The organism is Bacteroides sp. AF20-13LB (assembly GCF_003603065.1).
Classification (GTDB): domain Bacteria; phylum Bacteroidota; class Bacteroidia; order Bacteroidales; family Bacteroidaceae; genus Bacteroides; species Bacteroides uniformis.
Map to the genome: position 1 here is coordinate 1 of NZ_QTMH01000024.1, position 25,725 is coordinate 25,725.

Annotated in this window: 18 protein-coding genes and 3 pseudogenes; 3 read left to right on the top strand and 18 right to left on the bottom strand. The window is 46.1% G+C overall.

Annotated features, from left to right (window positions below; genetic code table 11):
- The 11 genes and pseudogenes from DWX62_RS22550 to DWX62_RS20910 all read right to left on the bottom strand — a co-directional run.
- Nucleotides 1–122, bottom strand: a pseudogene (locus DWX62_RS22550) (conjugal transfer protein TraI); the annotation flags it as partial.
- A complete protein-coding gene (locus tag DWX62_RS20865) occupies nucleotides 115–1,920 on the bottom strand; it encodes a reverse transcriptase/maturase family protein (RefSeq protein ID WP_032535361.1) in 1,806 nt (601 codons plus the stop codon). The gene DWX62_RS20865 and the pseudogene DWX62_RS22550, both read right to left, overlap by 8 nt.
- Nucleotides 1,921–2,485: 565 nt before the next feature.
- Nucleotides 2,486–2,680 (bottom strand): annotated as a pseudogene (locus tag DWX62_RS20870) (DUF4141 domain-containing protein); the annotation flags it as partial.
- A gap of 41 nt (nucleotides 2,681–2,721) precedes the next feature.
- Entirely contained in the window at nucleotides 2,722–3,102 is a 381-nt protein-coding gene (locus tag DWX62_RS20875) for a DUF3876 domain-containing protein (protein WP_004291516.1), read from the bottom strand.
- Between the two features lie 40 nt (nucleotides 3,103–3,142).
- Nucleotides 3,143–5,647 (bottom strand): TraG family conjugative transposon ATPase, encoded by a 2,505-nt coding sequence (locus DWX62_RS20880; protein WP_004291515.1) that lies wholly within the window; start codon nucleotides 5,645–5,647, stop codon nucleotides 3,143–3,145.
- On the bottom strand, nucleotides 5,644–5,976 hold the full coding sequence (locus DWX62_RS20885) for a DUF4133 domain-containing protein (RefSeq protein WP_004291514.1): 333 nt from the start codon (nucleotides 5,974–5,976) through the stop codon (nucleotides 5,644–5,646). Before DWX62_RS20885 ends, DWX62_RS20880 begins: the two co-directional genes overlap by 4 nt.
- Before the next feature lie 10 nt (nucleotides 5,977–5,986).
- Nucleotides 5,987–6,304, bottom strand: a complete 318-nt coding sequence (locus tag DWX62_RS20890) for a DUF4134 domain-containing protein (protein WP_002560983.1) — start codon at nucleotides 6,302–6,304, stop codon at nucleotides 5,987–5,989.
- Between the two features lie 201 nt (nucleotides 6,305–6,505).
- Nucleotides 6,506–7,234, bottom strand: a complete 729-nt coding sequence (locus DWX62_RS20895) for a hypothetical protein (RefSeq protein ID WP_004304280.1) — start codon at nucleotides 7,232–7,234, stop codon at nucleotides 6,506–6,508.
- Between the two features lie 16 nt (nucleotides 7,235–7,250).
- Nucleotides 7,251–7,604 carry a DUF3408 domain-containing protein gene (locus DWX62_RS20900; RefSeq protein ID WP_004291505.1) on the bottom strand — a complete coding sequence of 118 codons (354 nt, stop codon included), beginning with the start codon at nucleotides 7,602–7,604 and terminating at the stop codon, nucleotides 7,251–7,253.
- Between the two features lie 2 nt (nucleotides 7,605–7,606).
- On the bottom strand, nucleotides 7,607–8,047 hold the full coding sequence (locus DWX62_RS20905) for a DUF3408 domain-containing protein (RefSeq protein ID WP_004291503.1): 441 nt from the start codon (nucleotides 8,045–8,047) through the stop codon (nucleotides 7,607–7,609).
- Between the two features lie 2 nt (nucleotides 8,048–8,049).
- A complete protein-coding gene (locus tag DWX62_RS20910; protein ID WP_004291492.1) occupies nucleotides 8,050–9,099 on the bottom strand; it encodes a ParA family protein in 1,050 nt (349 codons plus the stop codon).
- A 421-nt stretch (nucleotides 9,100–9,520) separates the two neighbouring features.
- On the opposite strand from DWX62_RS20910, the gene mobA reads away from it, so the two are divergent.
- Genes mobA through mobC form a run of 3 tightly spaced genes read left to right on the top strand, consistent with a single transcriptional unit; the run spans nucleotide 9,521 to nucleotide 13,224 of the window.
- A complete protein-coding gene (gene mobA / locus DWX62_RS20925; RefSeq protein WP_004291488.1) occupies nucleotides 9,521–9,949 on the top strand; it encodes a conjugal transfer protein MobA in 429 nt (142 codons plus the stop codon).
- Entirely contained in the window at nucleotides 9,928–11,175 is a 1,248-nt protein-coding gene (gene mobB / locus DWX62_RS20930; protein ID WP_004291483.1) for a conjugal transfer protein MobB, read from the top strand. The genes mobA and mobB overlap by 22 nt, the downstream gene beginning before the upstream one ends.
- A 30-nt stretch (nucleotides 11,176–11,205) precedes the next feature.
- Nucleotides 11,206–13,224 (top strand): conjugal transfer protein MobC, encoded by a 2,019-nt coding sequence (gene mobC, locus DWX62_RS20935; RefSeq protein ID WP_120173129.1) that lies wholly within the window; start codon nucleotides 11,206–11,208, stop codon nucleotides 13,222–13,224.
- 131 nt (nucleotides 13,225–13,355) lie between these two features.
- Here the strand turns inward: mobC and DWX62_RS20940 are convergent, their stop codons facing one another.
- From DWX62_RS20940 to tet(Q), 7 genes and pseudogenes are all read right to left on the bottom strand, one after another.
- Nucleotides 13,356–16,610: a P-loop NTPase fold protein gene (locus DWX62_RS20940; RefSeq protein WP_004291481.1), complete on the bottom strand. Its 3,255-nt coding sequence runs from the start codon at nucleotides 16,608–16,610 to the stop codon at nucleotides 13,356–13,358.
- 16 nt (nucleotides 16,611–16,626) lie between these two features.
- Nucleotides 16,627–17,757: an ATP-binding protein gene (locus tag DWX62_RS20945; RefSeq protein WP_004291480.1), complete on the bottom strand. Its 1,131-nt coding sequence runs from the start codon at nucleotides 17,755–17,757 to the stop codon at nucleotides 16,627–16,629.
- 301 nt (nucleotides 17,758–18,058) lie between these two features.
- Nucleotides 18,059–18,664 carry an RteC domain-containing protein gene (locus DWX62_RS20950; protein WP_004304269.1) on the bottom strand — a complete coding sequence of 202 codons (606 nt, stop codon included), beginning with the start codon at nucleotides 18,662–18,664 and terminating at the stop codon, nucleotides 18,059–18,061.
- A gap of 238 nt (nucleotides 18,665–18,902) precedes the next feature.
- Nucleotides 18,903–19,325 (bottom strand): dihydrofolate reductase family protein, encoded by a 423-nt coding sequence (locus DWX62_RS20955; RefSeq protein WP_004291474.1) that lies wholly within the window; start codon nucleotides 19,323–19,325, stop codon nucleotides 18,903–18,905.
- Nucleotides 19,326–19,604: 279 nt separating this feature from the next.
- Nucleotides 19,605–20,927, bottom strand: coding sequence for a sigma-54 dependent transcriptional regulator (locus DWX62_RS20960; protein ID WP_004291471.1), 1,323 nt, complete (start codon nucleotides 20,925–20,927; stop codon nucleotides 19,605–19,607).
- Nucleotides 20,920–23,237 (bottom strand): annotated as a pseudogene (locus DWX62_RS20965) (ATP-binding protein). Before DWX62_RS20965 ends, DWX62_RS20960 begins: the two are co-directional and overlap by 8 nt.
- A complete protein-coding gene (gene tet(Q) / locus DWX62_RS20975) occupies nucleotides 23,237–25,162 on the bottom strand; it encodes a tetracycline resistance ribosomal protection protein Tet(Q) (RefSeq protein WP_004291466.1) in 1,926 nt (641 codons plus the stop codon). The pseudogene DWX62_RS20965 and the gene tet(Q) overlap by 1 nt, the downstream one beginning before the upstream one ends.
- Nucleotides 25,163–25,725: the final 563 nt, after the last annotated feature.

Sequence of the window (25,725 nt, forward strand, 5' to 3'; positions counted from 1 at the left end):
GGTAGGCTAAGCATCCAACGCCCTGCCGTATTACTACGGTGGGTTTTCGGAAGCTCGCCCCCAAACCGGACGTACACGTCTCCGCGTATCCGGCTTTCTACTAATAATATCAATCTATTCATTGTTACTGAGTTTTTTGTAACACTTACCACATATGGCAATAGTCTTTCGTTTGCGAGCCATCATTTGTTTTTCGCAGGTAGTTTTCCCTTGAAGATTTTTTAATTTTCTCACATGGTGCATCACTAACTTATCGACTGCTCCACATAATTCACATTTTTCCGCTTTCAGCCTATCTATAAGACTTGTGTTTGTAGGATGATATGTGAATTTGGGCAAGTTGTCTAAATCCTTAATGTTCATTGGATTTTTCTTTTTGAACCCACCATGATAAAAGGTCAAGTCTTTGGCAGTACCGTTCTTTAAATAGTATCTAACTGAAAAAAGTCCATTCTTGGTGTACTTTTTTCGGATTTGCGACATCGTTGTCCGATATTTCTGCGCAAATGTTTTGTACATACTATATTTCATGATATACCCAAGTTTTGACAGACTACTACAATTATTAGCCAAACAATAGTAATTGTAAATGCCCTTTATTTCCTTGTTGTACCTGTCAAGTATCTCAAAGTCATTGTTGTTTGAAAGTTTGGGACGGGATTTTGCTTTCCAATACTCCTTGCCGTTGTGTATCTTTATTTCTAAAACACGATATTCGAGCAACTTTTTCTTAAACGTATCCTTTCCAAGTGCCAATTGTATCCTCTTATTGAAGACACGTCTTAGTACTCCGTATTTGCTTCTTTTGGTGTCATTGGATTTCCTTACAAAAATCTCATATCCGAGAAATTTTGCAGCGTTTTCAGCATGGGTGATAAGTGTTTTCTCATCAGACAGTGTAAGAGCTAACTTTTCATAGAGGAAGTTCTTTATGTCCTCTTTGATGATGATAGCATCTTGTTTACTGCCAATAATTCCAATTAGAAAATCATCCGCATATCTCACATATTTGAGTTTTCTGTAGTTCATATCCATTTCGTCACCATCAGAATACTGCAAACCTTCTTTTTGATAAGCCTTATATTGTCTTATCAATTCTGACCTTTCACTTTTGTCTTTTACCACTTTCAACTTTTTCAGAATACGGTGTCGTTTGCCTTCAAGTGATACTACCTGTTTAGTTCTTTTCCGTTCTTTCCCCTTATCAAATTTTCCAGTGTATTCCTTCATGAATTTATCCAACTTATCAAGGTATATGTTTGCCAAGATAGGGCTGACAATTCCGCCTTGCGGTGTTCCGCTGTAGGAGTTATGAAAGTTCCAGTCTTCGATATATCCTGCATTCAGAAATTTTCTAATCAAGCGAATAAATCTTTCGTCAGCGATACGTTCTTTCAGAATACCTATCAGTATCTCATGATTGATATTGTCGAAAAATCCCTTAATATCACCTTCTACGAACCATTTCACGCCCGAAAATGTCTTCTGAATATCAGACAAGGCAGTGTGGCAGCTTCTTAGAGGTCGGAAGCCATGTGACGTTTTTTCAAACTGTCTTTCATAGATGGCTTCCAATATCATTCTGACCACTTCCTGCAATAATTTATCATTAAAAGCTGGTACACCTAATGGACGCATTTTCCCATTTTTCTTTGGGATATACATCCGTTTTGAGGGTTGGGGCTGATAACTCTCATCTTTCAACGATGTTATCAGTTGTTCAATTCGGTTCAGGCTCATTTGGTCAATGGTTTTCCCATCTGCACCTGCTGTCATATTGCCCGGTTTCGCATATATGCGTTGGTAGGCAACGTAATACATTTCCTCATTGAAAAAGATACGGTACAAGCGTTCAAACTTGTAATTCAAATTTTCACTGTGTTCCGTTAGACTGTTTAATACATACTCTGGACTTCTCATAATGTCTCTCACATTTTCCGTTATTTGCATTAAAATTATTAGCTGCTTCCCTTCGCCATGTACAGGGCTTTCCCCTGCTCAGACTACTACGGAAGCTCCGTTGCCTTGTCGGATTTTCATAGGTCTGTACCTAATAGCCTTGCGGCGTTCCGATTTAGGCAATCCCCGTTTACGATATAATAACATGGCTATGATAGATTGTCGGATATGACTTCCGCCCGTTACCGCTTACTGCGGTTGTGCCGTAATTTGTTCCTGCCTCTACTACACGACGCTCGCAACAGAGGTATTACGGTATAGCGAGTTAAGTTATCTTTCACTATAAAACATACTGGGTTCACTTGGACTATCATTCAATCAGTTTGGATTTTATCCTCGTATCTATCTGTTTCATCTCACCATTCAGTTGCAATTTGATAACTAATTGACTTATGGCTTTCCAGCGTGCTATACTCCCTGCCGTCCTTTCGTGGGCAGATAAGCTGGTGATGATAGGTAAATATTGGAACACTTACCTAATAGCTTGCCAATGCTACATTTATTATATCGCCTATACGGGCGCACCATCGTAATACTTCTTGCCCTGCTGATAGATTTTCACCGTCTCCTGAAAGTTGCTCACCATGTTCGTGGCGGTCTTGGAGGTATGGATGATGTTTTTGGAGGCATTGATGATGCCCTGCGCTAGATTGCCCGGATCGCTTACGACCCACTGTGCGCTTGCCCTGCCCGCGAAAAGCAGGCACAGGCAGATAATCATTGTTATTCTTGTTCTCATGTTACTTTGGATTTTAGTGGTTGTTATTCTTCGGTCGGATGTCCCGGCTGCGGCTTCACCCGCACATAGTCCCCGTTTGGCGAGAAAGTCAGCACATCCGTGGCCTCGTTGTAGGACACGTCGATGCGGAAGCCGGTGTTCATGAACAGGTTGCCGTTCTCCTCCTGCAAGAGATAGGTTTCCGGCTTGAGCTTGCGGCGCAGACCGCTACGACGGAACACCGTCACTTTGTAGGCTTCGCCCTCCTTGTAGATAAGCACGTCAGGTTTTCCCTCCACGCTCTCCCAGTTCCCGCACAGCATGTCGCGGCGGTTGTCGGCCACGTCGCAGGATTGCAGCATCATGACCGCCAATCCGATAAGGCACTTGCTGACTTGCAGCATTTTCACTTTTGGTAAATTCATACGCGTTTTTCTTTTTTGGTTGATACATTCTGTTTTTTAGTTATTCCTTGTTTCTCCGCCTTTCGGCAAGCTGCCGGATGGCGGCTTCGATGTCGTCGCCCAGCTTCTCCGCCAGACGGTAAACCTCCACTTTTTCCGTTTCCTCGGTGGTGTACGCCAGATACTCTTCCGCGCTGACCTCCGTGGCATAGACCGCCGACTGCGTGCCGCCCAAGCCTATCCACACCTCCTTGTAGAGCCGTGAAGGGTTGTTCGCCATGTTGATGGAGAGTATCTGCGACTTCTCCTTTTCCGTCAGTCCGAGCAACGCCTGTATCTGGTCGAACTTGTTCATATATTTCCTTTGGTCAAGCAGGATTTTACAATCCGAGTTGTTGATAATGCTCTCTTTGACCACCGGAGAACTGATAATGTCGTCCACCTCCTGCGTCACCACGATTGCCTCGCCGTAATATTTTCTGACCGTCTTATACATATAGCGCAGATATTCAGCCATGTTCGCCGATGAGAGGGCCTTCCAAGCCTCTTCCACGATAAGCTGTTTCCGCACGCCTTTCAGCCGCCGCATCTTGTTGATGAAGGCTTCCATGATGATGATGGTCACGACGGGGAACAGTTCGCGGTTTTCTTTAATCGAATCTATCTCGAAGACGATGAACCGCTTGCCGAGCAGGTCGATGTTCTCCGTGGAGTTGAGCAGGAAATCGTAACGCCCGCCCCGGTAATACTGCCGCATGGTGGTGAGCATGTTGTCGATGTTGAAGTCGGACTTCTCCACCTTGATGTCACGCTGTGCCAGTTCCTTGCGGTAGTCGTCACGCATATACTCGTAGAAGGTGTTGAACGACGGCACGATGCTACGGTCGGATTGGATGCGCTCAATATAGGCACTCACGGCACTGCCCAGCTCGCCGCTCTCCGTCTTTGTCACCTTGTCGTCCTCCGACTTCCAGAGCGTCAGCAACAGGGTCTTGATGCTGTCCTTCTTCTCCACGTCGAAGATGTAATCGTCGGTGTAGAACGGGTTGAAGCTGATGGGCTTATCTTCCGTGTAGGTGAAATACACACCGTCCGCTCCGCCTGTCTTGCGTCGGATCATGCCGCACAAGCCCTGATAGGAGTTTCCCGTGTCCACCAATACCACATGTGCGCCTTGCTCATAATATTGGCGCACGAGGTGGTTCATGAAGAAAGACTTGCCGCTGCCCGAAGGACCCAGCACGAACTTGTTGCGGTTGGTCGTGATACCTCGCTTCATGGGCAGGTCGGAGATGTCAAGGTGCAGCGGTTTTCCCGTGAGCCTGTCCACCATCTTGATGCCGAAGGGCGAGAGCGAGCTGCGGTAGTTGGTTTCCTCTGTGAACAGGCACACCGCCTGTTCGATGAAGGTGTGGAAACTCTCTTCCGCCGGGAAGTCCGCCGCATTGCCGGGTATCGCCGCCCAGTAGAGTGTCGGGCAGTCGATGGTGTTGTGGCGCGGCACGCATTCCATGCTTGCCAACTGGCTGCCCACGTCGTTCTTGATATGCTTCAGTTCCTCCGCATCGTCGCTCCACGCCATGACGTTGAAGTGTGCCCGTACCGAGGTCAGTCCGTAGGAATGGGCTTCGTTCAGGTATTGGTCTATCCACTCGCGGTTGATGCTGTTGCTCCTTGAATAGCGAGATAGCGACTGCATGTTACGGGCGGACTTCTCGAACTTCTGCAAGGTTTCCTCACTGTTGTCTATCAGCACATACTGGTTGTAGATATGGTTGCAGGAGAGCAGAAGCCCCACCGGGGAGGCGAATGACAGTCGGCAGTCACTCCGGTCGGTGGAGAGCTTCTCGTAACGGGTGTCGGTAGCCACCTTGCCCGGCAGGTCTTCCGCGTCGGAGAGGGTGTGCAGACACAGGCGGTTGTCGCCGATGCGCATCTCCCTTGCCGAAAGCTCGATGTCCTGCAAGGTGGTGTCACCTTCCGGCATGAGCGAGAAGTAGCGTTCAATAAGTCCCGTCTTTCCCTCAGTACCCACAATCTCATCGGTGGAGAGGCGGCGCAGCCTGACAAGCCCGCTGTCGTTCATGATGCGCTCGAACTGTTCGCAGGCTTCCAAGAACTTGGTCGTGGTTTCCCTGTCCAGCTCCTTCGGGATGATATGTCCCCGGCACAGCGTGCTGAAATTGCTCTGCATCCGGTTACGCTCCTTTGTTGTCTTGGTCAGGTAGAGGTAGCAGGTGTGTTTCAGGTACGGACGCTCGTTGAAGTGACGCTCGAAAGAGCGGCTTAAAAAGCTCATGTCGTCCTTCTGAAGCTCCGGTTTGTAGCGTTCCTTGATGAACCAGTCCTGTTTGTGGACGACGGAGTAGTCCGGCAGCACCTTGATAGCCTTGCACCAGCAACTGTGTATCGCCTCGTACTCCGCACCCGTCACGGTGTAAAGTTCCGGTAGTTCCACCTCGAAAGCCACCGTGATGTCGGCGTCCTTTGAGATGATGCAGCCATGCTCCACCGCTAAAAGTGGGAACCTGTTTTCCAGTGTTGTCATTTTCGATGTATTCCTCATTGTCTTTCTTCCTTTCGTTGTCGTTTGAACAGACGGGTTATCCGCCGCCGGTTGATAAGGTATCGGGGATGGCTCCGTGCCGCTCCTAATTTCATCAGCCCGTGTTCACCGTACCGGGCGTTCAGCGCGAAGGTCTGCCATACAAGGAGGGAGGACGATGCCGCGCCGAAGCCGATACATATCCACTGGTCGATACCGACCATGTAGAGGATGACGAACAGGACGAAGAGAGCCAGCAGACCTCCGCAGAAGATGAAGAGGTACTGTGCCTTCAAGCCCTTGAACTCTACCGGACGGCCGATACCCTTGTTGATTGGGTATTCAGCCATACATTATTTATTAAAGGAAGAATGAGCGCAGGATGGTGGCGGCAACAATCAGGAAGATGCACGCGCCGAACCACGAGGCGGCTGTCTTGCTGGTGTCGGGGTCGCCCGATGAAAACTTGCCGTACACTTTTACGCCCCCGATAAGCCCGACGACTGCACCGATGGCGTATATCAGTTTAGTTCCGGGGTCGAAATAAGAACTCACCATAGAGGTGGCTTCGTTGATGCCCGCGATGCCGTTTCCCTGCGCGAAAGCGGAGGCGGTTGCGGCGATGACAAGTGCCGCGGAGAGGATTGCTTTTCTGTTTTTCAAGATGTTCTTGTTCATAAACTGTTCTTGTTTTTTGCCGTCAAAAGGGTGGATGGTCCTTTGTCGGGCGGTTGATACTTTGTTTCTTTACTTTGGTTTTAGTGGATGCCCGTTTGTTTCCACGGACGTGGGCGTGTCCGTTGCGGATGGGGATGCGCCTTGCGTTTCCTCGCCGCGTGGGTTGATGTCATTCTTTCATGTTCATTTCTTTTATTGTTGTCATACATAGTTGCGAATGTCGAACTCCTCGATGTTGTCCGGCACGACGAACTCCTTTTCAGATTTCTTCAGCCGAATCTCGATAAGCCCCTTGATGCGGATGCCTATCTCCGAAGAGCCTTCCATCATTTTCTCGTACAACTCCGTGCCCTCCATGTCGGTGAACACCTTAGCCGCCTTTTCACGTTCCGCCTGTGTCGCGTCCGGGTTTTTGGCGGTCTTGCAGGCGTCGTCAATCTCGTCAAAGCTGCTGCCCGAAGCCCGTGGCGTGTCCGAGGCGTCCTCTTCCGGTTCGTCGTCCCCGTATCCCAGTTCCTCCGGCGGTATGCTCGTGAAGGTCTCATCGAGTTTTTCCTCCGGGACTTGTGCCGGGCGGGATGCGTTTCCCGTTTTTCCGTCGTCAAAAGTAGCCTCTTCCTCCGACAGCTCAATGCCTTTTTCAATAGTGGCGGCTTCTTGCGTCGGTATGGCAGCGGTTGTCCGGGTGGATGCCATCCTGAAACGGCTCTTGCCGATGATGTCCGCCTTTTCCGCAGGGACTTCCTCGTGTGCCGCTATGCGTTTAGCCTCATTCCCGTCCAGTGACCGCCATAATCCGACAATGCCCTTGAAGAAGCGGACAATCCGCGTGTCCATGATGCGCTCGTAAAGGAGCAGGAACAGGAACCAGAGGTTGCAGCCGACCGATACCGCCAGCAGAATGTCTGTCATGCTGATTGTGTAATTCATATCCTTCCGTTTTTGGTTAGAATACTGAATTGTAATTTCGGGCATAAAGGCTCTTTATCGCATCTTCGCACTGGTTGAAGTGGTGCGTCAGCACATGGTCGATGTAAGCGGACAGCGTAAGCCGGTCATGCCCGATTACACGGGTGATACGCATGATACGCTCGTGGTACTCCGGGCGCACATACGCCATCTTCCCCTCACGTGCCTTTACTTCCGGGTCGCGGATGAACAGGCGTTCATAGTCCTTCTCACTGCATTTGCCGCTTACCGGGACAGGCGACAGTATTTCCACACTCGCCTGCACTTGGGTAAACATACCTCCGCAGTCTTGCTGTGGTCTTTTTTCATTCGGTGTCATTTCTTTTTCCATTTTCAAATCAGATCTTCACGTTGTTTCTTGTACAGTTCGTTGATTCTCTCCTTGTGCTGTTCCAGATGCTGGCGCAGCACGGTATCCACATATCCGCCTACTGAGATTTCCCCTCCGGCGATGTCGTTCACGATTCTGAGGATCTTGCCGTGGACGTCACGGCTGATATAGACACATTGGCGGGTCTTTATCTCGTTGCGGCGCAGGAATAGCTCGTTGTAGTCCTCGTCCTGCCTTTTCCGGCGTCCACTTTCCCTCTGCGCTTTTTCCCGTGTTACGGGTTGCACAGGAGATGGTTCCGGTGCGGCGGTGTCCTCTTCGGTCGGTGCAGCTGCGGGTACTTCCTGTGCGGGGCGCAGTGTCCCGTCCTGTGTGCGCCGCCCGATGGAGGCTAACAGCAGTTCCTCGTCGATGCCTTCCGTGTTCACTTTCCTGCTGCCCATGCTCACTGCGGTCTGATGATGTCGCTTATCTCTTCGGAAAACTCCCGGATGCCACTCCCTTTCAGCAGTGCCGTGTCCATCGGGAAGATGGTGGAGCGGAAAACGCTCTTGCGCTCTTCCGAAAGGTCACGGCGGAACTTCTTGCTGTCGGGCAAGCGGGTGGAAAGTACCGGAAAGCCCATTTCGGCTATCACTTCCTCGTAGATGCCGTACAAGTCGTTCCTCTCCCTGCCGTCCACCATCGTCCAGAACAGATGCAGCCCCTTTGTTTTCGCCTGTCCGGTAGTCATCAGCCTGTCGCGGAACATCGTGACGAATTTCAGGGTACTCTCCACGACAAAGCGGTCGGCACTCAGCGGAGTGAAAATGTAGTCCATCTGCGAGAGCGTCTTTATCACGCCGTTGCTTCGGAGTGTGCCGGGCATGTCGAAGAACACCACGTCGGGTTTCACGTCCTCAGTGGCAATCATCCTCTCGGCATCGTCGAGGGCGTTCACCGCATTGCTTTTGACGATGGTGTAGGCGTTCTTTTTGATCCGGCGGAAATGGTCGCAAGCGAGAGCCTTGAAGTAGGTGCTGCTGTCGATAAGCCCCATTTCGTGTTCGCGCAGCCCGTGGATGCTGTGCTGCGGGTCGTCGCAGTCCACGACGGCGACATTGTAGCCTTTCACGTTGTGCAGGTAGCTGGCGGCAAGTGCCGTGACAGTGGATTTGCCGATGCCACCTTTCTGTGTTGCGAATGCAACGAAGATTTCCTTACTCATAGTTCCATTTATTTTAATTGTTGATGATTTGTTTTTCTGTTTCCATACGGATTTGGCTGTCGCACCATCCGCTTCCGTGACTACACACGCAGGCGGGTCGTCGCGTATCCGGTTCTGTGGTGAAGCGGTGCGTCGGACAAATGGTGATTGACGACATTGCGTCATGAAGTCATTGAATCCATACGTCACCGAATTGTCGGAGAACCGGGTTTCCGACGGTTCGGGTATCCGTTTCGGCAAGTATCCGAAGAAGCGGATTTCCGGGTATTTGAATGTTCCGTTTATCATATCTTCAAATCGTTCGTTTCTTGAATCATGCTGCAAATAAACAAGTATATTTTGGAACCTGTATCACTTCTCCGGCAAGTGGCGGCACGTTGCGCCGGTTGGCAGTCATTGACCGGGTCAAGCATCTGTCCGATACCGCTTTAAGGGCGTAACTTTGCACCCGGACAGCAGGGTTCGCCGATGACGCGCGGCCCGGAGTCCTGAAAGGTATTTTCCCAATCCGTCCCCTGACGGATTTTTATGTTCACCTGAACATAGCAAGATGTCTTTTCAGCCGCTCAAAATATTTTGAGCAGCCACGAAAAGCACTTGCCCTTGCAGGGGGCGGGCTTTCCCTCCGAAGTCGGGAAGCCTTTCAGAACTGCGGTGCTGTAATCCGAAGCGGCGGCTTATGCCGTCAATCCGCTAAATCCAAAGTAATATGAAAGAGAAAAGGAAAAGCAAATCAGGGAGAAATCCCAAACTTGATCCGGCGGTGTACCGGTACACCGTCCGTTTCAACGAGGAGGAACACAACCGTTTCCTCGCCATGTTCGGAAAATCGGGTGTCTATGCACGGTCTGTTTTCCTCAAAGCGCACTTCTTCGGGCAACCGTTCAAGGTGCTGAAGGTGGACAAGACGTTGGTGGACTATTACACCAAACTGTCGGATTTTCATGCACAATTCCGTGCCGTGGGTACGAATTACAACCAAGTCGTGAAGGAACTGAGGCTGCATTTTTCAGAGAAAAAGGCGATGGCGTTGCTCTACAAATTAGAGCAACACACCGTCGAACTCGTGAAACTGAGCCGCCGGATTGTGGAACTTTCAAGGGAAATGGAGGCAAAATGGTCGCAAAAATCAGTGTAGGAAGTTCGTTGTACGGCGCGATTGCCTACAACGGGGAGAAGATTAACGAGGCGCAGGGGCGGCTTCTCACCACCAACCGCATCTACAATGACGGTTCGGGAACGGTGGACATAGGCAAGGCGATGGAGGGTTTTCTCACCTTCCTGCCACCGCAGATGAAGATCGAGAAGCCGGTGGTGCATATCTCTCTCAACCCGCACCCGGAGGATGTGCTGACCGATATTGAGTTGCAGAATATCGCCCGCGAGTATCTGGAAAAACTCGGTTTCGGAAACCAGCCTTATCTTGTATTCAAGCACGAGGACATCGACCGCCACCACCTGCACATCGTGACGGTCAACGTGGACGAGAACGGGAAAAGGCTCAACCGGGATTTTCTCTACCGCCGCAGCGACCGTATCCGCAGGGAACTGGAACAGAAGTACGGATTGCATCCGGCAGAACGTAAAAATCAGAGATTGGATAATCCGTTGCGCAAGGTGGCCGCATCGGCAGGTGATGTGAAGAAGCAGGTAGGCAACACCGTGAAGGCTCTGAATGGGCAGTACCGTTTCCAGACGATGGGCGAATACCGTGCGCTCCTTTCCTTATATAATATGACGGTGGAGGAAGCGAGGGGCAACGTGCGCGGACGGGAGTATCACGGGCTGGTCTATTCCGTCACGGACGACAAGGGTAACAAGGTGGGCAACCCGTTCAAATCCTCGCTTTTCGGGAAGTCCGCAGGCTATGAAGCCGTACAGAAGAAGTTTGTCCGTTCCAAATCGGAAATCAAGGATAGGAAACTGGCAGACATGACGAAACGCACCGTCCTTTCCGTGCTGCAAGGCACTTATGACAAGGACAAATTTGTATCCCAACTCAAAGAGAAGGGCATCGACACCGTACTGCGCTACACAGAGGAAGGGCGCATCTATGGGGCTACCTTCATCGACCACCGCACGGGATGCGTGCTGAACGGTTCGCGCATGGGTAAGGAGCTTTCGGCGAATGCCTTGCAGGAACACTTCACCCTGCCATACGCCGGACAACCGCCGATACCGCTATCCATCCCTGTGGATGCTGCGGACAAGGCACACGGGCAGACCGCCTACGACAGTGAAGATATATCGGGCGGTATGGGCTTGCTCACTCCCGAAGGTCCGGCGGTAGATGCCGAGGAAGAGGCTTTCATCCGGGCGATGAAGCGCAAAAAGAAGAAAAAACGCAAGGGCTTGGGTATGTAATCAGAGTATCAACAATTAAAAAATCAATGTATGTCACAACAAGAAGACGATTTGAGGGCATTGGCGAAAATCATGGATTTTCTGCGTGCCGTGAGTATCATTTTAGTGGTCATGAACGTGTACTGGTTCTGCTACGAAGCCATCCGGCTGTGGGGCGTGAACATCGGCGTGGTGGACAAAATCCTTCTGAACTTCGACCGCACGGCGGGGCTGTTCCATTCCATTCTCTACACGAAGCTGTTTTCCGTCCTTTTGCTTGCCTTGTCCTGTCTGGGTACGAAGGGTGTCAAGGGTGAGAAAATCACTTGGGGGAGAATCTGGACAGCATTTGCCGTCGGGTTCGTGCTGTTTTTCCTGAACTGGTGGTTGCTGCCCCTGCCGCTGCCGCTTGAAGCGGTGACGGGACTGTATGTCCTTACCATTGGAACGGGCTATGTCTGCCTGTTGATGGGTGGTCTGTGGATGAGCCGCCTGTTGAAACACAATTTGATGGAGGATGTTTTCAACAACGAGAACGAGAGTTTCATGCAGGAAACGAGGCTTATCGAAAGCGAGTATTCGGTCAATCTGCCGACACGTTTCTATTACAGGAAACGCTGGAACAACGGTTGGATCAATGTAGTTAATCCCTTCCGTGCGTCCATCGTGTTGGGTACGCCGGGCAGCGGCAAGTCCTATGCCGTGGTAAACAATTTTATCAAGCAACAGATTGAAAAGGGCTTTAGTCAATACATCTACGATTTCAAGTATCCCGACCTATCTACTATTGCCTACAACCATTTGCTGAACCACCCGGACGGCTACAAGGTAAAGCCGAAGTTCTATGTGATCAACTTCGACGACCCGCGACGCTCTCATCGGTGCAATCCCATTCACCCGGATTTTATGGAAGATATTACGGATGCCTATGAGAGTGCCTACACAATAATGCTCAACCTCAATAAAACGTGGGTGCAAAAGCAGGGCGACTTCTTCGTGGAGTCACCTATCATTCTGTTTGCCAGTATTATCTGGTATCTCAAAATCTATCAGAACGGGAAGTTTTGCACGTTTCCCCATGCTATCGAGTTTCTGAACCGCCGTTACGAGGATATATTTCCGATACTGACCTCTTATCCGGAGCTGGAGAACTACCTTTCGCCGTTCATGGATGCGTGGCTTGGAGGGGCTGCGGAGCAGCTCATGGGTCAGATAGCGTCGGCAAAAATCCCGCTTTCGAGGATGATTTCACCGCAGCTCTACTGGGTGATGTCAGACAGCGAGTTTACGCTGGACATCAACAATCCCGAAGAGCCGAAAATCCTCTGCGTGGGTAACAATCCCGACCGTCAGAATATCTACGGTGCGGCACTCGGTCTGTATAATTCCCGTATCGTGAAGCTCATCAACAAGAAGGGGATGCTGAAGTCATCGGTCATCATCGACGAGTTGCCCACAATATACTTCAAAGGGTTGGACAATCTTATAGCTACCGCCCGAAGCAACAAGGTTGCCGTGTGTCTGGGCTTTCAGGATTTCAGCCAGTTAGTGCGTGACTACGGGGACAAAGAGGCGAAAGTGGTGATGAACACTGTCGGCAATATTTTCTCCGGTCAGGTGGTGGGGGAAACAGCCAAGACGCTCTCCGAGCGGTTCGGTAAGGTGTTGCAGAAACGGCAGTCCATCTCCATCAACCGGCAGGATGTTTCCACCTCCATCAACACGCAGATGGACGCGCTCATTCCACCGAGTAAGATTTCCAGGCTTACGCAGGGAATGTTTGTCGGTTCTGTATCCGACAACTTCAACGAGCGTATCGAGCAGAAGATTTTTCATTGCGAGATTGTGGTGGATGCCGAAAAGGTGAAACGGGAAGAAAGTGCCTACAAGAAAATTCCCGTCATTACAAACTTCACGGACGAGGACGGCAACGACCGCATGAAGGAAACGGTGCAGGCGAACTACCGGCGCATCAAGGAAGAGGTGAAGCAGATTGTGCAGGAGGAACTGGAGCGTATCAAAAACGATCCGGTGCTGTGTAAACTGCTACCAGATAATGAGACTGTCTAACAAGTCCCCAAAATTGAAAATTATCCCTATCGAAGTTTGAAGTGACCCCCAAAAGTTGGATACAATTTTTTTGGGGGGCACTTCAGTTCTGACGGGTAAAATCGTAAAATTCGGACTTGTTAGACAAATACTTACGCGGTTTCAACCTCAGGTACTGAATCTATCGAATTGACAAATTTAACCAATTGCGGATCTGAATCTTTTTGTATGAGGTTTCGGAGACTCTTTTTCAATTCATAAGCATCATCCCCTGCTGTATTTATTAAATCCATATAAAAATCTTTGTTTTGCAGAATCAATGAACGGCATGCCCCATCGGAAATTACAGGTTTCACTATTTTATCAATAACGTCTCCAGCTTGACTTTTCAAATTACCATGCGATCTAAGCCATGTTTCGAAAAATTGAAACTTTATTGCATTGATAGTCTTTTTACCGATGCAGAAATCATTTCTTATATCGGTAACTGTCGATTTAATTTTTCGTTTATCCAATCTTTCAACTATATTCTTGAAACAATTAGGGAAAGGATTCAAACTTTGAGTTCCAGAAGCAATATCCATCAGAATCTTTTTGCCAAATTCAGTCAAGTTATCTGGCAAGGATTTGATTTTAGCCAGTAAATGTTTTATTGCGACAAACCAATAATATGATGTATGTGCTGTTCTTTGGGCGTATAATGTATCAACACTTATTTCAGACAACGCTTCGAACGCTATTTTATTGATATGATCGGTCAGGACATTGCTTATTTTAGTGGTCAAATCGTAAAAAGATGCGTCAGGAATTACATCTTTAATATTGTTCTTAGTGATATACTTATCCAAATCGGTATTCCACTCTGCTAAATGCTCGATAAATACCTCATCCGTTACACCTATTCTGTTCTTAATATCTTCAAATTGGGGCAATATGTCTGAGAGCAATAATTTATAGCCAAGTTTATGATTTACCATGTATTGTAGTGTTTCATTTAATAGCGGTATATTCCATCCCACACTATTTACTAATAAGTCTCCATGATCCACATAATAGTCCATGAGTTCTGCAACATATTTTATATCTCCACCCTCTATTAAGGAAACGGAATGACCATGTGCCAATTGCATGGCGACTAAATCGTAATATCCAGACTCTTTAATGTTTCGGCCATCAGTTTCTAATTCAGAATGCAACTGATTTATGTAGGTTGAATCTAACGTTACAGGTAAAGGTCTTTCTTCGTCAGATGCCAATAAACGATAGGTTGTAAATATAGCCCCTATATTATCTTTATTTACATTCTGTTCATCAATGCAATTCGTGATCGCTTGCAAAAGCGTTGGAAACGTATAGGTAGAATTATCTTTTAACGTTTTTACAATATCTGCATGGTCGAAATTATCGGGTAGTAAGTTTGCCAAATAATTATCGAGCGCCTCCGAATTTGTTGCTACTTGATAATATTTATATGCTTTAGTTGTCGCGTTATCCCGATAGGCAGCATCTGTTGCATTTGCAGCTTGAATATAATCGATAAATGTATTTGGCTTGACTGTTTTTGCTTCAATCAATGACGTAAAATCGCACGCCAACTTATTTTGCGCAATAAACCTGTCTATTGCATCTAACGTTTTGAAATAGTCGCCGCCATTGAAGTCATTGAACCGAACTATCTTCTTATATAATTGAGCAATCACATGGTTTTGGCTTTCCGTGTCTAAATGCAACAGCAGTTCTTGGTATTCGACAGGGAACACCTGCTTCTCTATGGATTCTTTTAATTTCAATTGTGCTATTCTTTGCCATACACGCAGAATAACATCGCTCTTTCGAGTTAATTTATGCAAACAATGTATAATCTTATCGATAAGCGCATTGTCCATACATTGTATAACTTCTTCTAATACAGTGTCAAATTGTTTATTAGTCTCTGCATATTGATTTATGTCGTGGTCTTCTTCTCCGTTGATGCAGCCTTCAATATATTTTTTCAATGGAATTTGTCGAGCATCTTCAACATCGACACCATATACCAAAGCTGCAATTTCGCGTTGTGTTTGCAGATCATTGTTAATTATTGTTTGAATGCCATTCAGATAGTCGCCGGACAATATTTGTTCTACTGGATTTGCCAGAATATCCGTCTTCTTCAAACAGAACAATGCTATGTTTATCATCAAAATTTCGTTACACCACTCTTGTTTAAGAGCGACCATCTCATTGATATATGATATAATTTCCCTAACATTGGCATTAGGATTTACCAATCTGAATATCCGATTTATAGTTTCTTTCGCTTCATTTTCTGTTTCTCCAAATGCTTCAACAAACAGTTTGTTGAATATACTTCGATAGTCGGTAATAACAGGAGGAGCAACACGATAAACAATAGGGAAAGTTTTATTGATAAAATACTTGGTCAGTTGTTTCGTTTGTTCGTCGGTCTCATCTCCGAATGCACAAGCTAAATGTGTTTCATCGAAAGGAATAACAGCCCAAACATTTTCAAAACCGCTATCGGCGAAGAACGTATGGATAGAAGACCATAATTCTTTTACTTTTTCAGCGGGGAGACGATCCATGTTGTCAAAAACAAGGACTAATTTACGTTGTCCTTTTTCCTTGATAAAATCAGAAATGTCTTGCATCCATGTTTTGAACTCGTAAACCGTTGGTTCGTCTTCGCTCAAAGTCTCATAGCAAACGTCCTTTTCGACTTTATCTTGATAAATAGCTAACATATAACTCCATCCATATTTATGATCTTTGCTATATGCCCATTTCCAAACGCACAATGCAATAAGAACTGGCAGTGCAGCTATGATAATAGACAATAAAGAAAACCACCATGTTGTGGGTGTAGGTTTTACTGCATACGCAATAAATGTAAATATCGGAGTTAAAACTGCAACCAAAAATGCCGCAACCATACCATTACTGATAAGGGGATATTTTTCGGTTACGGTCTCCGTTTTACGGGCTAATAAATATTTCAGCTTTTCAGACCATGATACGGTTTTCGTACCTCCACCTTTGACTTTTATTGTTGCATTTCCAGATAGGATACCATCATCAATAAGTTTGCTTGTAAGCAATTCCAATATAGAGCGGCGTTGCAAGTCCTCTTGATGTCCCCATGCGTCATACTCAAAAAAGTAATAGTCGTCTGATAATTCACGTTCCAACATTTTAACCACGTTGGATTTTCCAGATCCCCAAATACCTTCGATGCCGATAATTCGAGGTAAAGTACATTCCTCATCCAATGAATCATTCTGACAAAAATGGCGAGCAATAGTTTTTGCCAACCTTTCTTGCGAACCTCCATCGAATTTGTCAATACCACACGGTTTATTTTGGATAAACCGCGGATATTGCTGTTTGGATTGTAGTTTTGTTTCCATATACGTAATTTATTGATTATACGAACTCCAAATAATTCTCCCGATTTACCACATGAAACTCGGCATAGGGATAGGCTTCTTGGAAGGCTTTCGGTGCGGCCGGCATTTTATTTCCCCACTTGAACTCCAAGGCGGTAAGACTGTCGGCACTCTCCTCAATCAGGTCGATTTCCTGTTTGTCGTAGGTGCGCCAGAAATAGAACTCCCTGTGCAGTCCCTCATTGAAGTTCGCTTTGCGCCGCTCTCCGATGATGTAGTTCTCCCACAGCGCACCGACATCCTGCCGAATGGCCAGCGGTGAGAAAGCCCCGATAATGGCATTGCGAATGCCGTTGTCGTAGAAGTACCACTTGCCAGCTTTTGTAACCTCCTTGCGTAGGTTACGCGAATAAGCCCCCAGACGATAGATAACGAAGACCTTTTCCAATAGGTCGAGGTATTTTTCAACGGTCGTCTTGCTCATGCCGAGTTGTTTACCTAACTCTTCGTAAGAAACTTCGCTGCCCAACTGAAAAGCTATCAATCGCAGTAGATCGCGCATCTTGCTCGAATTTTTTAAGCCGTCAATTGCTAAGATATCTTTAAGCAGGTATGCACCGACAATATCACGTAGGTAGTCTGTTTTACGTTCATAGTTCTCCATCATTACTACTTCGGGATAGGAACCGTAAATCAAGCGCGCTTCGAGGTTCTGGCGGGTTTCAAGTGCCGTTTCCGTCTGTGCGATTTCCCGTTGCGAGAATGGTGTAAGGAGAAATTGCGTACTGCGGCCGACCAACGGTTCACCAGTCTTATTCAGCAAATCGAATGACGAAGAACCACTTGCCAAGACACTTATTCCCGGTATTTCATCAACTATCAACTTCAGAATACTACCGATTTGTGGTATGTTCTGTGCCTCATCAATAGCCAGCAAATCAATACCATCCAATAAATGCCGATAATTGGCTATTGAGCGATTCTCCAATAGTGCTAATGTGTCGTAGTCTTCGCCGTTGAGCATCATCGTCCTACCTGAATAGTTGTCCACAATTTTACGCATCATTACCGTTTTACCAACACGGCGAGCACCAAAAATCAGTACTGCTTTATTGGGCGCGATTCGTGCTGTAATCTTCTCTTGAAGTATTCTATTTACTGTTTCCATACCTTATAAAATATAATGCAAAGATAATCATATTTTTTTAATTGGCGAATTTTACAAAAAAAACGGGCTATTAAATGGCGATTTTTACAACCACAATCTTATGGAAGTTGTTTCATTGTTTTTAGTAATGATATATGTTCATACTATGATGACTCAATAATTTACCAGACATACGTTTCTGAAATTTGTCCTTATAGGAATGAAAAACTCACATATATTGTGCTAATTAATATATAATTAAATGAAAATAAAAAGACAGGATACGAGTATTCCTGTCTTCTCATATGTAATGGATATTTTTTTATTTTCTCATCCGCTCCAACTCCTCATCACGCAACATTCTCTCGTTCAGTTTTTCCTGCATCCTGTCAATGAAATAGGTGCGGCTTTCGTTCTTCCGGCGTTTGATATCAGTGTAGAAGCGGTAGCAGTCTTTAGAATCAACCCCGAATATCTTATAGAGAAGTGGGGCGAGCTGTTTGAGCGGCATATTGCCGTTGTTGATGCAGCCCATCACGTCTATGCCGTAGATAAGTTCCACGAGGTCGATGGCATTGCCCGTCCATTGAAGAAGGCTGGCGGTGGTTTCTGTTGCGTTGTTGGCGGATATTAGTGGTGGCACTTGGGGCGTGGCAAGGAATTTCTGCATCTTTCTTACGAAAGACAGAGCCTTGCTGACGTAGGCGGCAATCTCTCTTTTTTCTTCTGACAGATTACGTACGGGATGGTGCTGCAACTCGATTTCGATGTAGGCAAGCGCGATGACGGTAAGGTTCATGTCCATGCCGCCGTTGCACAGTTCGATCACTTGGGTGGCGAAAGCCGTGTATGCCGTTTCCATATTGCAGTCGCCGGCTTCGTTTATCAGGCGGAAAAAGTCGGTTTCCGCCAGCAAGAAATAATTCATGGTTCTGTCAATTTTGAAAATTACACTTTGTTTTCTGCGTGCGCACATGAATATAATTGGCAAAAAACGCGGCAGAAAATAAAAAATCCAACACTCAATTTTACAAAGTGCTGGATTTCAGAGGTATAAAATTCAGTATTTTTTCACAAGGACAAATTATCTCCGACTTAAATTGTTTGTAATCGGAACATTTATTCTATTCCTGAAAATAGAAATGTATGCTTGCCGCACATTTTGGCTATCTTGCTTTTTTATCAAGGATATAGATAATGCGACATACACCGTTGGGATAGCTTTTCAAAGAGGAAAGCGTCCAGTGTTGCTCTGGCAGAGCCGACTTAAAAAAATGTCGTCCGCTTCCGGATATGAAAGGAACGGTGTATAGTATGATTTCATCCACAGCGTGCATCCGCAGCAGTCCGTTTATATAGTCTGCCGTGTCCGGTGTGGCTTCCGCGAGGTAACGGATGTTTGTGCAGTCTTTTCTCCATTCGTGCAGCATTGAAATGGAATAGTCCGGTGTCACACGGTAAAAGGCTTTCTTCCTGATTTCATCAAGACCGCAACGGTCAAGGCACAAATCCTGATGTGCTTTATCATATAACTCTGAAGAAAGACATCCGTCCATCGTCAGTACGGCGAGAATCTGAACTTTACCCATAATCGTTTCCTTTCGTTAGGCAAGGGTAAAAAAGTAGCGTGCAATTCACACTACCTTCAAGCGATGGCTCTGGTAAAGCCTTTACGGAGAGTACGTGAATGCACGCTATGCGTAAGCATAGCATAAGCATCACGCAATCGTCTCCGTAGTTCCAATTTACCAGATTTTCGCTTGAAACGCCTTGCGGTCTTATCCTATATGTTGGCGGCGAAAAGCTCCTGCCAATCGCCGTTTTTCTCAAATGTTATGCAAAGATAGCCAAATTCAGTGAATTACGGGCTATGATTGCTTGAATTTATATTTAAGTCCATACTCTTCAAGTTTGCTGTATAGTGTTGTCCTGCCTATGCCGAGCAGTTCTGCGGCGACACTCCGGTTGCCGTTTGCCTGTTTCAACGCACGCAATATCCGCTCCTTATCCTCCGCGTCATTGCGCAAGGCGAAGCTGACAGTAGAGGTCGGTTTCGTCACGGCAAGTTCCAGATGCTCTTTCATGACAACACCTTCCTGCGCCTGCAATACAGCACCCATAACTTTCTGCCGAAGTTCCCGCACGTTGCCCGGCCATGCGTGTGTCAGCAACGCTTTACGTGCTTCGGAACTGAACCCGCTCACGCTACACTCCAGCTCTCTGTTTGCCATATCACGGAAGAACTCTGCCAGCGGCATAATGTCTTCTTGACAGTCACGCAACGGAGGAACGGTTATCCCGAAGTCGTGCAGGCGGTACAGAAGATCCTGCCGAAAACGCTTTTCATTCACCGATACCTCCAAATCTTCATTGGTAGCAGCGATGATGCGGACATTGAAATTCCGGTCTGCCTTGTCTCCGACCGGGCGATACCGCCTCTCCTGTATGGCACGGAGCAACATCTGTTGGGTTTCCAACGCGAGGTTTCCTACCTCGTCCAGAAACAACGTGCCGCCTTCCGCCTCATGGAAATATCCTTTCTTGGCATTGTCCGCACCTGTAAATGCACCTTTGACGTGTCCGAAGAAAGCCGACGGTGCAAGCTCTTTGGAGAGTGAACCGCAGTCCACCGCCACAAATGGCTTGCCTGCACGTTTGCTCTTGTCATGCAACAGGTGGGCAATATGCTCCTTGCCCGTGCCGTTCTCACCAAATATCATCACGCTCATATCGGTGGCGGCTACCAGCCTTATGCGGTGCATGATTTTCTGAAAGGCGGAACCTTCACGGGCGAATATAGGCATACGGCGTTGTCCTGCCTGACGTTCTTTCAGTATGGAACGGATCAGGGGGACAAGTTTATCCTCCACAAGCTGTTTGGGAATATAGTCTATCGAGCCGAGTTTCATGCTTTCCACGGCGGTATTAACTTCGGCGTAGTCGGTCATAATGATGAAGGGCTGCATCTTTCCCTCCTTTCGCATCCAGCACAAAAGGTCTATGCCACTGCCGTCAGGCAGACGCAGGTCGGCAACCACGATATCATTATCTGTTGCCTGTTGCAGATGTTTCTTCGCGGTTGAGAGGTGGTAAGCCTTCATATTGCGGTAGCCCTCCCGTGACAGCATATTGCAGACATATTCGCAATACACGATGTTGTCTTCCACCACAATTATTTTTGTCTTATTCATCTTCGTATTTTCTCCTTTCCTCTTCTGCCAACCGTATTATTTCCACTCCCTTATCCAGCACGGCAGTCACGGCATGGCTTAACGCTTCACCATCCGGGAGAGCATCGCCACGAAGCAATCCGTAAAGTACATTCAGCGGTTGGTCGGCACGGAGCACCTCCCACGAACTGCGCAGGTGGTGGATCAGGGAATCCAGCTTTTGCAGGTCTTTTTCTTTTGCTGCATCCCGTACCGCCTGCATTTCCTTTTCTGTTTCAGTTATCAACTTTTCCAGCATGACGGCTTCATTGCCATAGGACAATAAGGCGGAAAAGTCCGGTTTCCCGTCCGGTGTCGCTTTTATGGCACACCTGTCGGAAACCTCCATCAGTTCCGATATGGAGAACGGTTTGAACAGGCATCCGGCAAAGCCTTTTGCCAATAGTTCCCCTTTGTTACAACTGCCCGAAGCGGTTGCCACAACCACCGGGATTGTTGGTGAATTGCCCACGTTGGACGAACGCAACAGTTCCAGCAATTCGAAACCGTTTATATCGGGCATATTCAAGTCTGTCAGCAACAGGCTGTATTCTTTCTGGCGTATCATTTCCATCAGTGCCGCAGCATCGGTGCAAGTGTCGCAGTGTATTCCTTCTTGGGAATACATCTCTTTCAGCATCAGAAGTAATACCTCATCATTGTCAATGGCGACAACATCATGGAATTTATTGTTATGATAAACAGGTGTATTGCTTGTATATCCAAGCTGTTCTTCAGCTTCCTGCATAGAAATTTCAACTGTGAAACGACTGCCTTTCCCTTTCTTGCTGTCTAAACGGATTGTTCCGCCAAGCATCGACACAATATTACGCATTATGGCAAGCCCAAGCCCGAAACCCTCCTTTGCGGCGGCATTTGATAGACGTTCAAACGCACCGAACGCTTGTTTCTGTTCCTCTTCTGTCATGCCTGTACCTGTATCTTCAACGACCAGTGTCAGAACTCCATTATCATATTCAGTAATCAAAGAAACACCGCCTTCTTCTGTGAACTTGACAGCGTTTGACAGCAGGTTATTCCCGATTTGTATTATTCGCTCTTTGTCGGTCAATACAATGGCATCGTGTCCAGTCTTCACGGACAAGGACAGCCCTTTGTTCACGGCAACAGGCATGAACTCCGTTTCAAGTGTGTGCGTGATTGCTGAAATCCGGCAGGGTGACAGACGGGGCTGTTCCTTGCCGTTGTCCAGGCGGAAGAAGTCAAGCAAAGTGTTAAGCATATCCCGCATACGGTCGGAGGATTGCAGTATGTTTTGGATATACTGCCCGGACTTATCCTCACACTGTTCTTTCCGTATCAGTCCGGCATAGCCTGTTATTGCTGTCAGCGGTGTGCGCAGTTCATGGGTGATAGTATGTACCGCCTTCTTCCTTGACGTTATCAGTGCCTCGTTCCGTTGTACGGATTGTTCCAGTTGCCTTATCAAATCAGTTGTCTTGTGCTTGTATTGTTTAATGCTTTTTGCATCACGATGTATGATGATGTAGGAAATTAACAACAATAGAAGAACGAATCCCATTAAACCGCCTACTTGCATAAATGACTTTTCACGCATGGCAACTATTTCGTTTTCCCGGCTTTGCAGTTCGGTTTGTACCTTTTCTTCTATTTGGCAAATCAATTCTTGCAGTTGTCTGTTAAGTTCTGCATTACGAGCTGCAAGGCTGTCGGCTTGTTCCGACAATTGGCGATCCTGCACTTTCTGTTCGCTGATTACGTTTCTATTGACCGAATGAAGGATAGTGGTTGATACTGCTGGAGTTACTTCCTTTTTTTGCCGAATATGCCTAAGAAACCTTTTCGTTTTGGCTTTTTGGACTGTTCCTGCACACTTTTCTGTACAATAACCGGAATTTGATTGGCTATCTTCTTGTTAATAGATTGTTGTTCATCCATTAACCGGACTATCTGGAACATCTGTCGTTCCTTATCCTCTAAAAGACTGCGCACACTATCGATGCGCTCTGCTGGATAGGTGGCCTTGAAACGGCAGAGCATACTGTCCATTGCCATACGCCGTGCATGGTAATGCTCGATATCTTTATCGTTCCATTCCAGTATTGTTTCACCCAATAGAGAAAATTTTATCATTTGAATATTGATATTGTTTATTTCTTTTCGGAGCTCGTCTATTTTTTTATTGCCAAGTTCTAATGCTTCTATCTCCTGCCATTCATAGAGGCTATTATATGCCATACATCCGATAAGAATGGAGATAAGTATATATCCCAACCGTATTGCCTTATAGAAATTTCCTGACCGCTCCATTATTTTAATGACATTGATTTTTGGAACATGAATAAAAGTTTATCTTTTTCGTTCATGCGGATATTATCAGAATAACCGTCTTTTGTTATTTGATACCCACATGGCTTAACCATAAAAATGCCTAAGCCCTTAGTGTACGAACTTACTTCTGAGGCATAGTCTTTACTTGTATTTAATGGAACTTTCCCTTTAATATGACACCACTCATTATTACAACTGATGTCTTCAATCTCAGACATCAGTTTTTGCAAATCTGTAATAGCTTTGGAACTCGCTACTTGGGGTATCTGCAACTCAAAACAGAGCATCGGTTCGAGAATGTCCACACCTGACTGTTGCAAAGCCAGCCTGAAGACATAAGGGGTCAGCTGTCTGAAATCAGCAGGTGTACTTACCGGGCTATAATACTCGGCTTGAGTAAAAGTTACTTTCAGATCTGTCACTTCCCATCCATGTAAACCAGATTGGCAAGACATACGAATCCCTTCAAAAACGGCATTTTGAAAAGAATGGTTCAGATAACCATAGGAGATGTCACTTTCGATTTGCAACCCTGCCCCTAACGGTAAGGGTTCAAGAGTCAGCCCTATTGTGGCCCAGTAAGGGTTGGGTGGTACTTCGATCTGAATAATCTTATTGACCTTTTTTATAGGTCGTTCTTTGTAGATAGTCTTGATCTCATCAAAATGGACCTTTACGGAAAATCGTTCTTCCAGCAATGTCTGTATGATTTCCTTTTGGGTCAAACCATATAACGAGATTTCCAATTCATCACTATATGAGTTTATGGAAAAGGACAAAGACGGGTCTTCAATCCACAATGTATTCAGAGCGGATATCACCTTGCTTCTCTCTTCGGGCTTATTTGGCCGGACGGAGGATTTGAGAGCGGGATGCTGATGAGATAATCCTTGAATCAAACAAGGTTTAGCACCTAAATAATCTCCGATTCGAAAATCTTCTATATCTTCTACAATCGCGATATCATTGGCACCCACTTCATCAACATTTATCTCTCTGCCCTGATAAATAGTCTTTAGATTTTTAATCTTGATGAATTTTTCCGAATCGTTGATTCTTACAACGTCTCGAAGTCTCAGACTTCCGTCAATTATTTTAAGAAAACTTCTTTTATGCCCTTTGGGGTCATGCTCTATCTTATAGAGATAAGCTGAAAGTCTGTTTGAGACTGATGCCGGAGGAAGTATAAAAGAAGAAATGGCGTCCAACAACTCATTGATACCGATATTGAACATTGCTGATCCATGTAGCACCGGATAGACTTTGGCTTTTGCCACAAGAGCGATTATCGTATTCCAATAATCAGCCGGTGAAATTTCGCTATCCGCCAAATATCGTTCTAATATATCGTCGTCATGGTTGCATACAAATTCTTTGTATTCTTCCTTTATATATGTTTGGGAGCAAACCGGATAAACCGATCCATCGACAACAGTTTGCATAAACAGGACATCTTGCGACAGATTTGTTTTTATATCCATATACAAACGCTCCAAATTCACACCGGCACGGTCAATCTTATTGATAAATATAATTGTCGGGATTTGCAGCTTTTGTAAAGTACTGAACAGCAACTTTGTCTGCGCTTGTATGCCTTCCTTTGCGGATAAGATGAGGACTGCTCCATCAAGCATTTTGAATGTCCGCTCCACTTCCGCAATAAAATCCATGTGTCCCGGAGTGTCAATGATATTGCATTTCACTCCATTCCAGATAATAGATGTCGTAGAAGCCCGGACAGTAATTCCTCTACGTTTCTCTATATCCATAGAGTCCGTTATGGTGTCACCATTATCCACACGGCCGCACTTTTCCGTTGCTCCACTGGCAAACAGCAGATTCTCGGTTACGGAAGTTTTTCCTGCATCAATGTGAGCAAGAATTCCTAAATTTATAATATTCATTTGGATTAAGCAATAATATACTACAGTAGATGCATTGTCGAAACGCACCTTTTAATACCTCCTCGTAGCATATGAGAACTACAGGATTACTAACTCGTATTAATATGTATATTATTACTGCCGCATAACGATTACAAAATTACACAAAAAAATATATCTAACAAAAGTGGGAGGATTTTTTAACTTTTTACCATAGACATTTTATTAGGGAAGCGTAGGTTCAACTGGCAAGTACAAATAAGTAGAAATGTTTGAACAACACCGTTTTAGGAAGTTGAAAAATCAAGTTTCTCTCTCGGTATAGCGTTTATTTTGGCCAATATCTTCTTTAGTTTAGCATTTGTGTATTTCCCATTCGTGTTCTATTTAGCTCCTTATTATGAGTATGTAGCAAGTTACTTATCAAATTCAGCCTCTTTGAGGGTCAAATATGGTTTTGCAAATGGTGACTGACAAGACATAAACAAGGTCAGCAGGAATTTTTTACATAAATGGACATGAATGTATATAACCTAAAATAAGAATAAATTTTAATAAGGGCTGCCCAAAAAGAAAAAAATGCA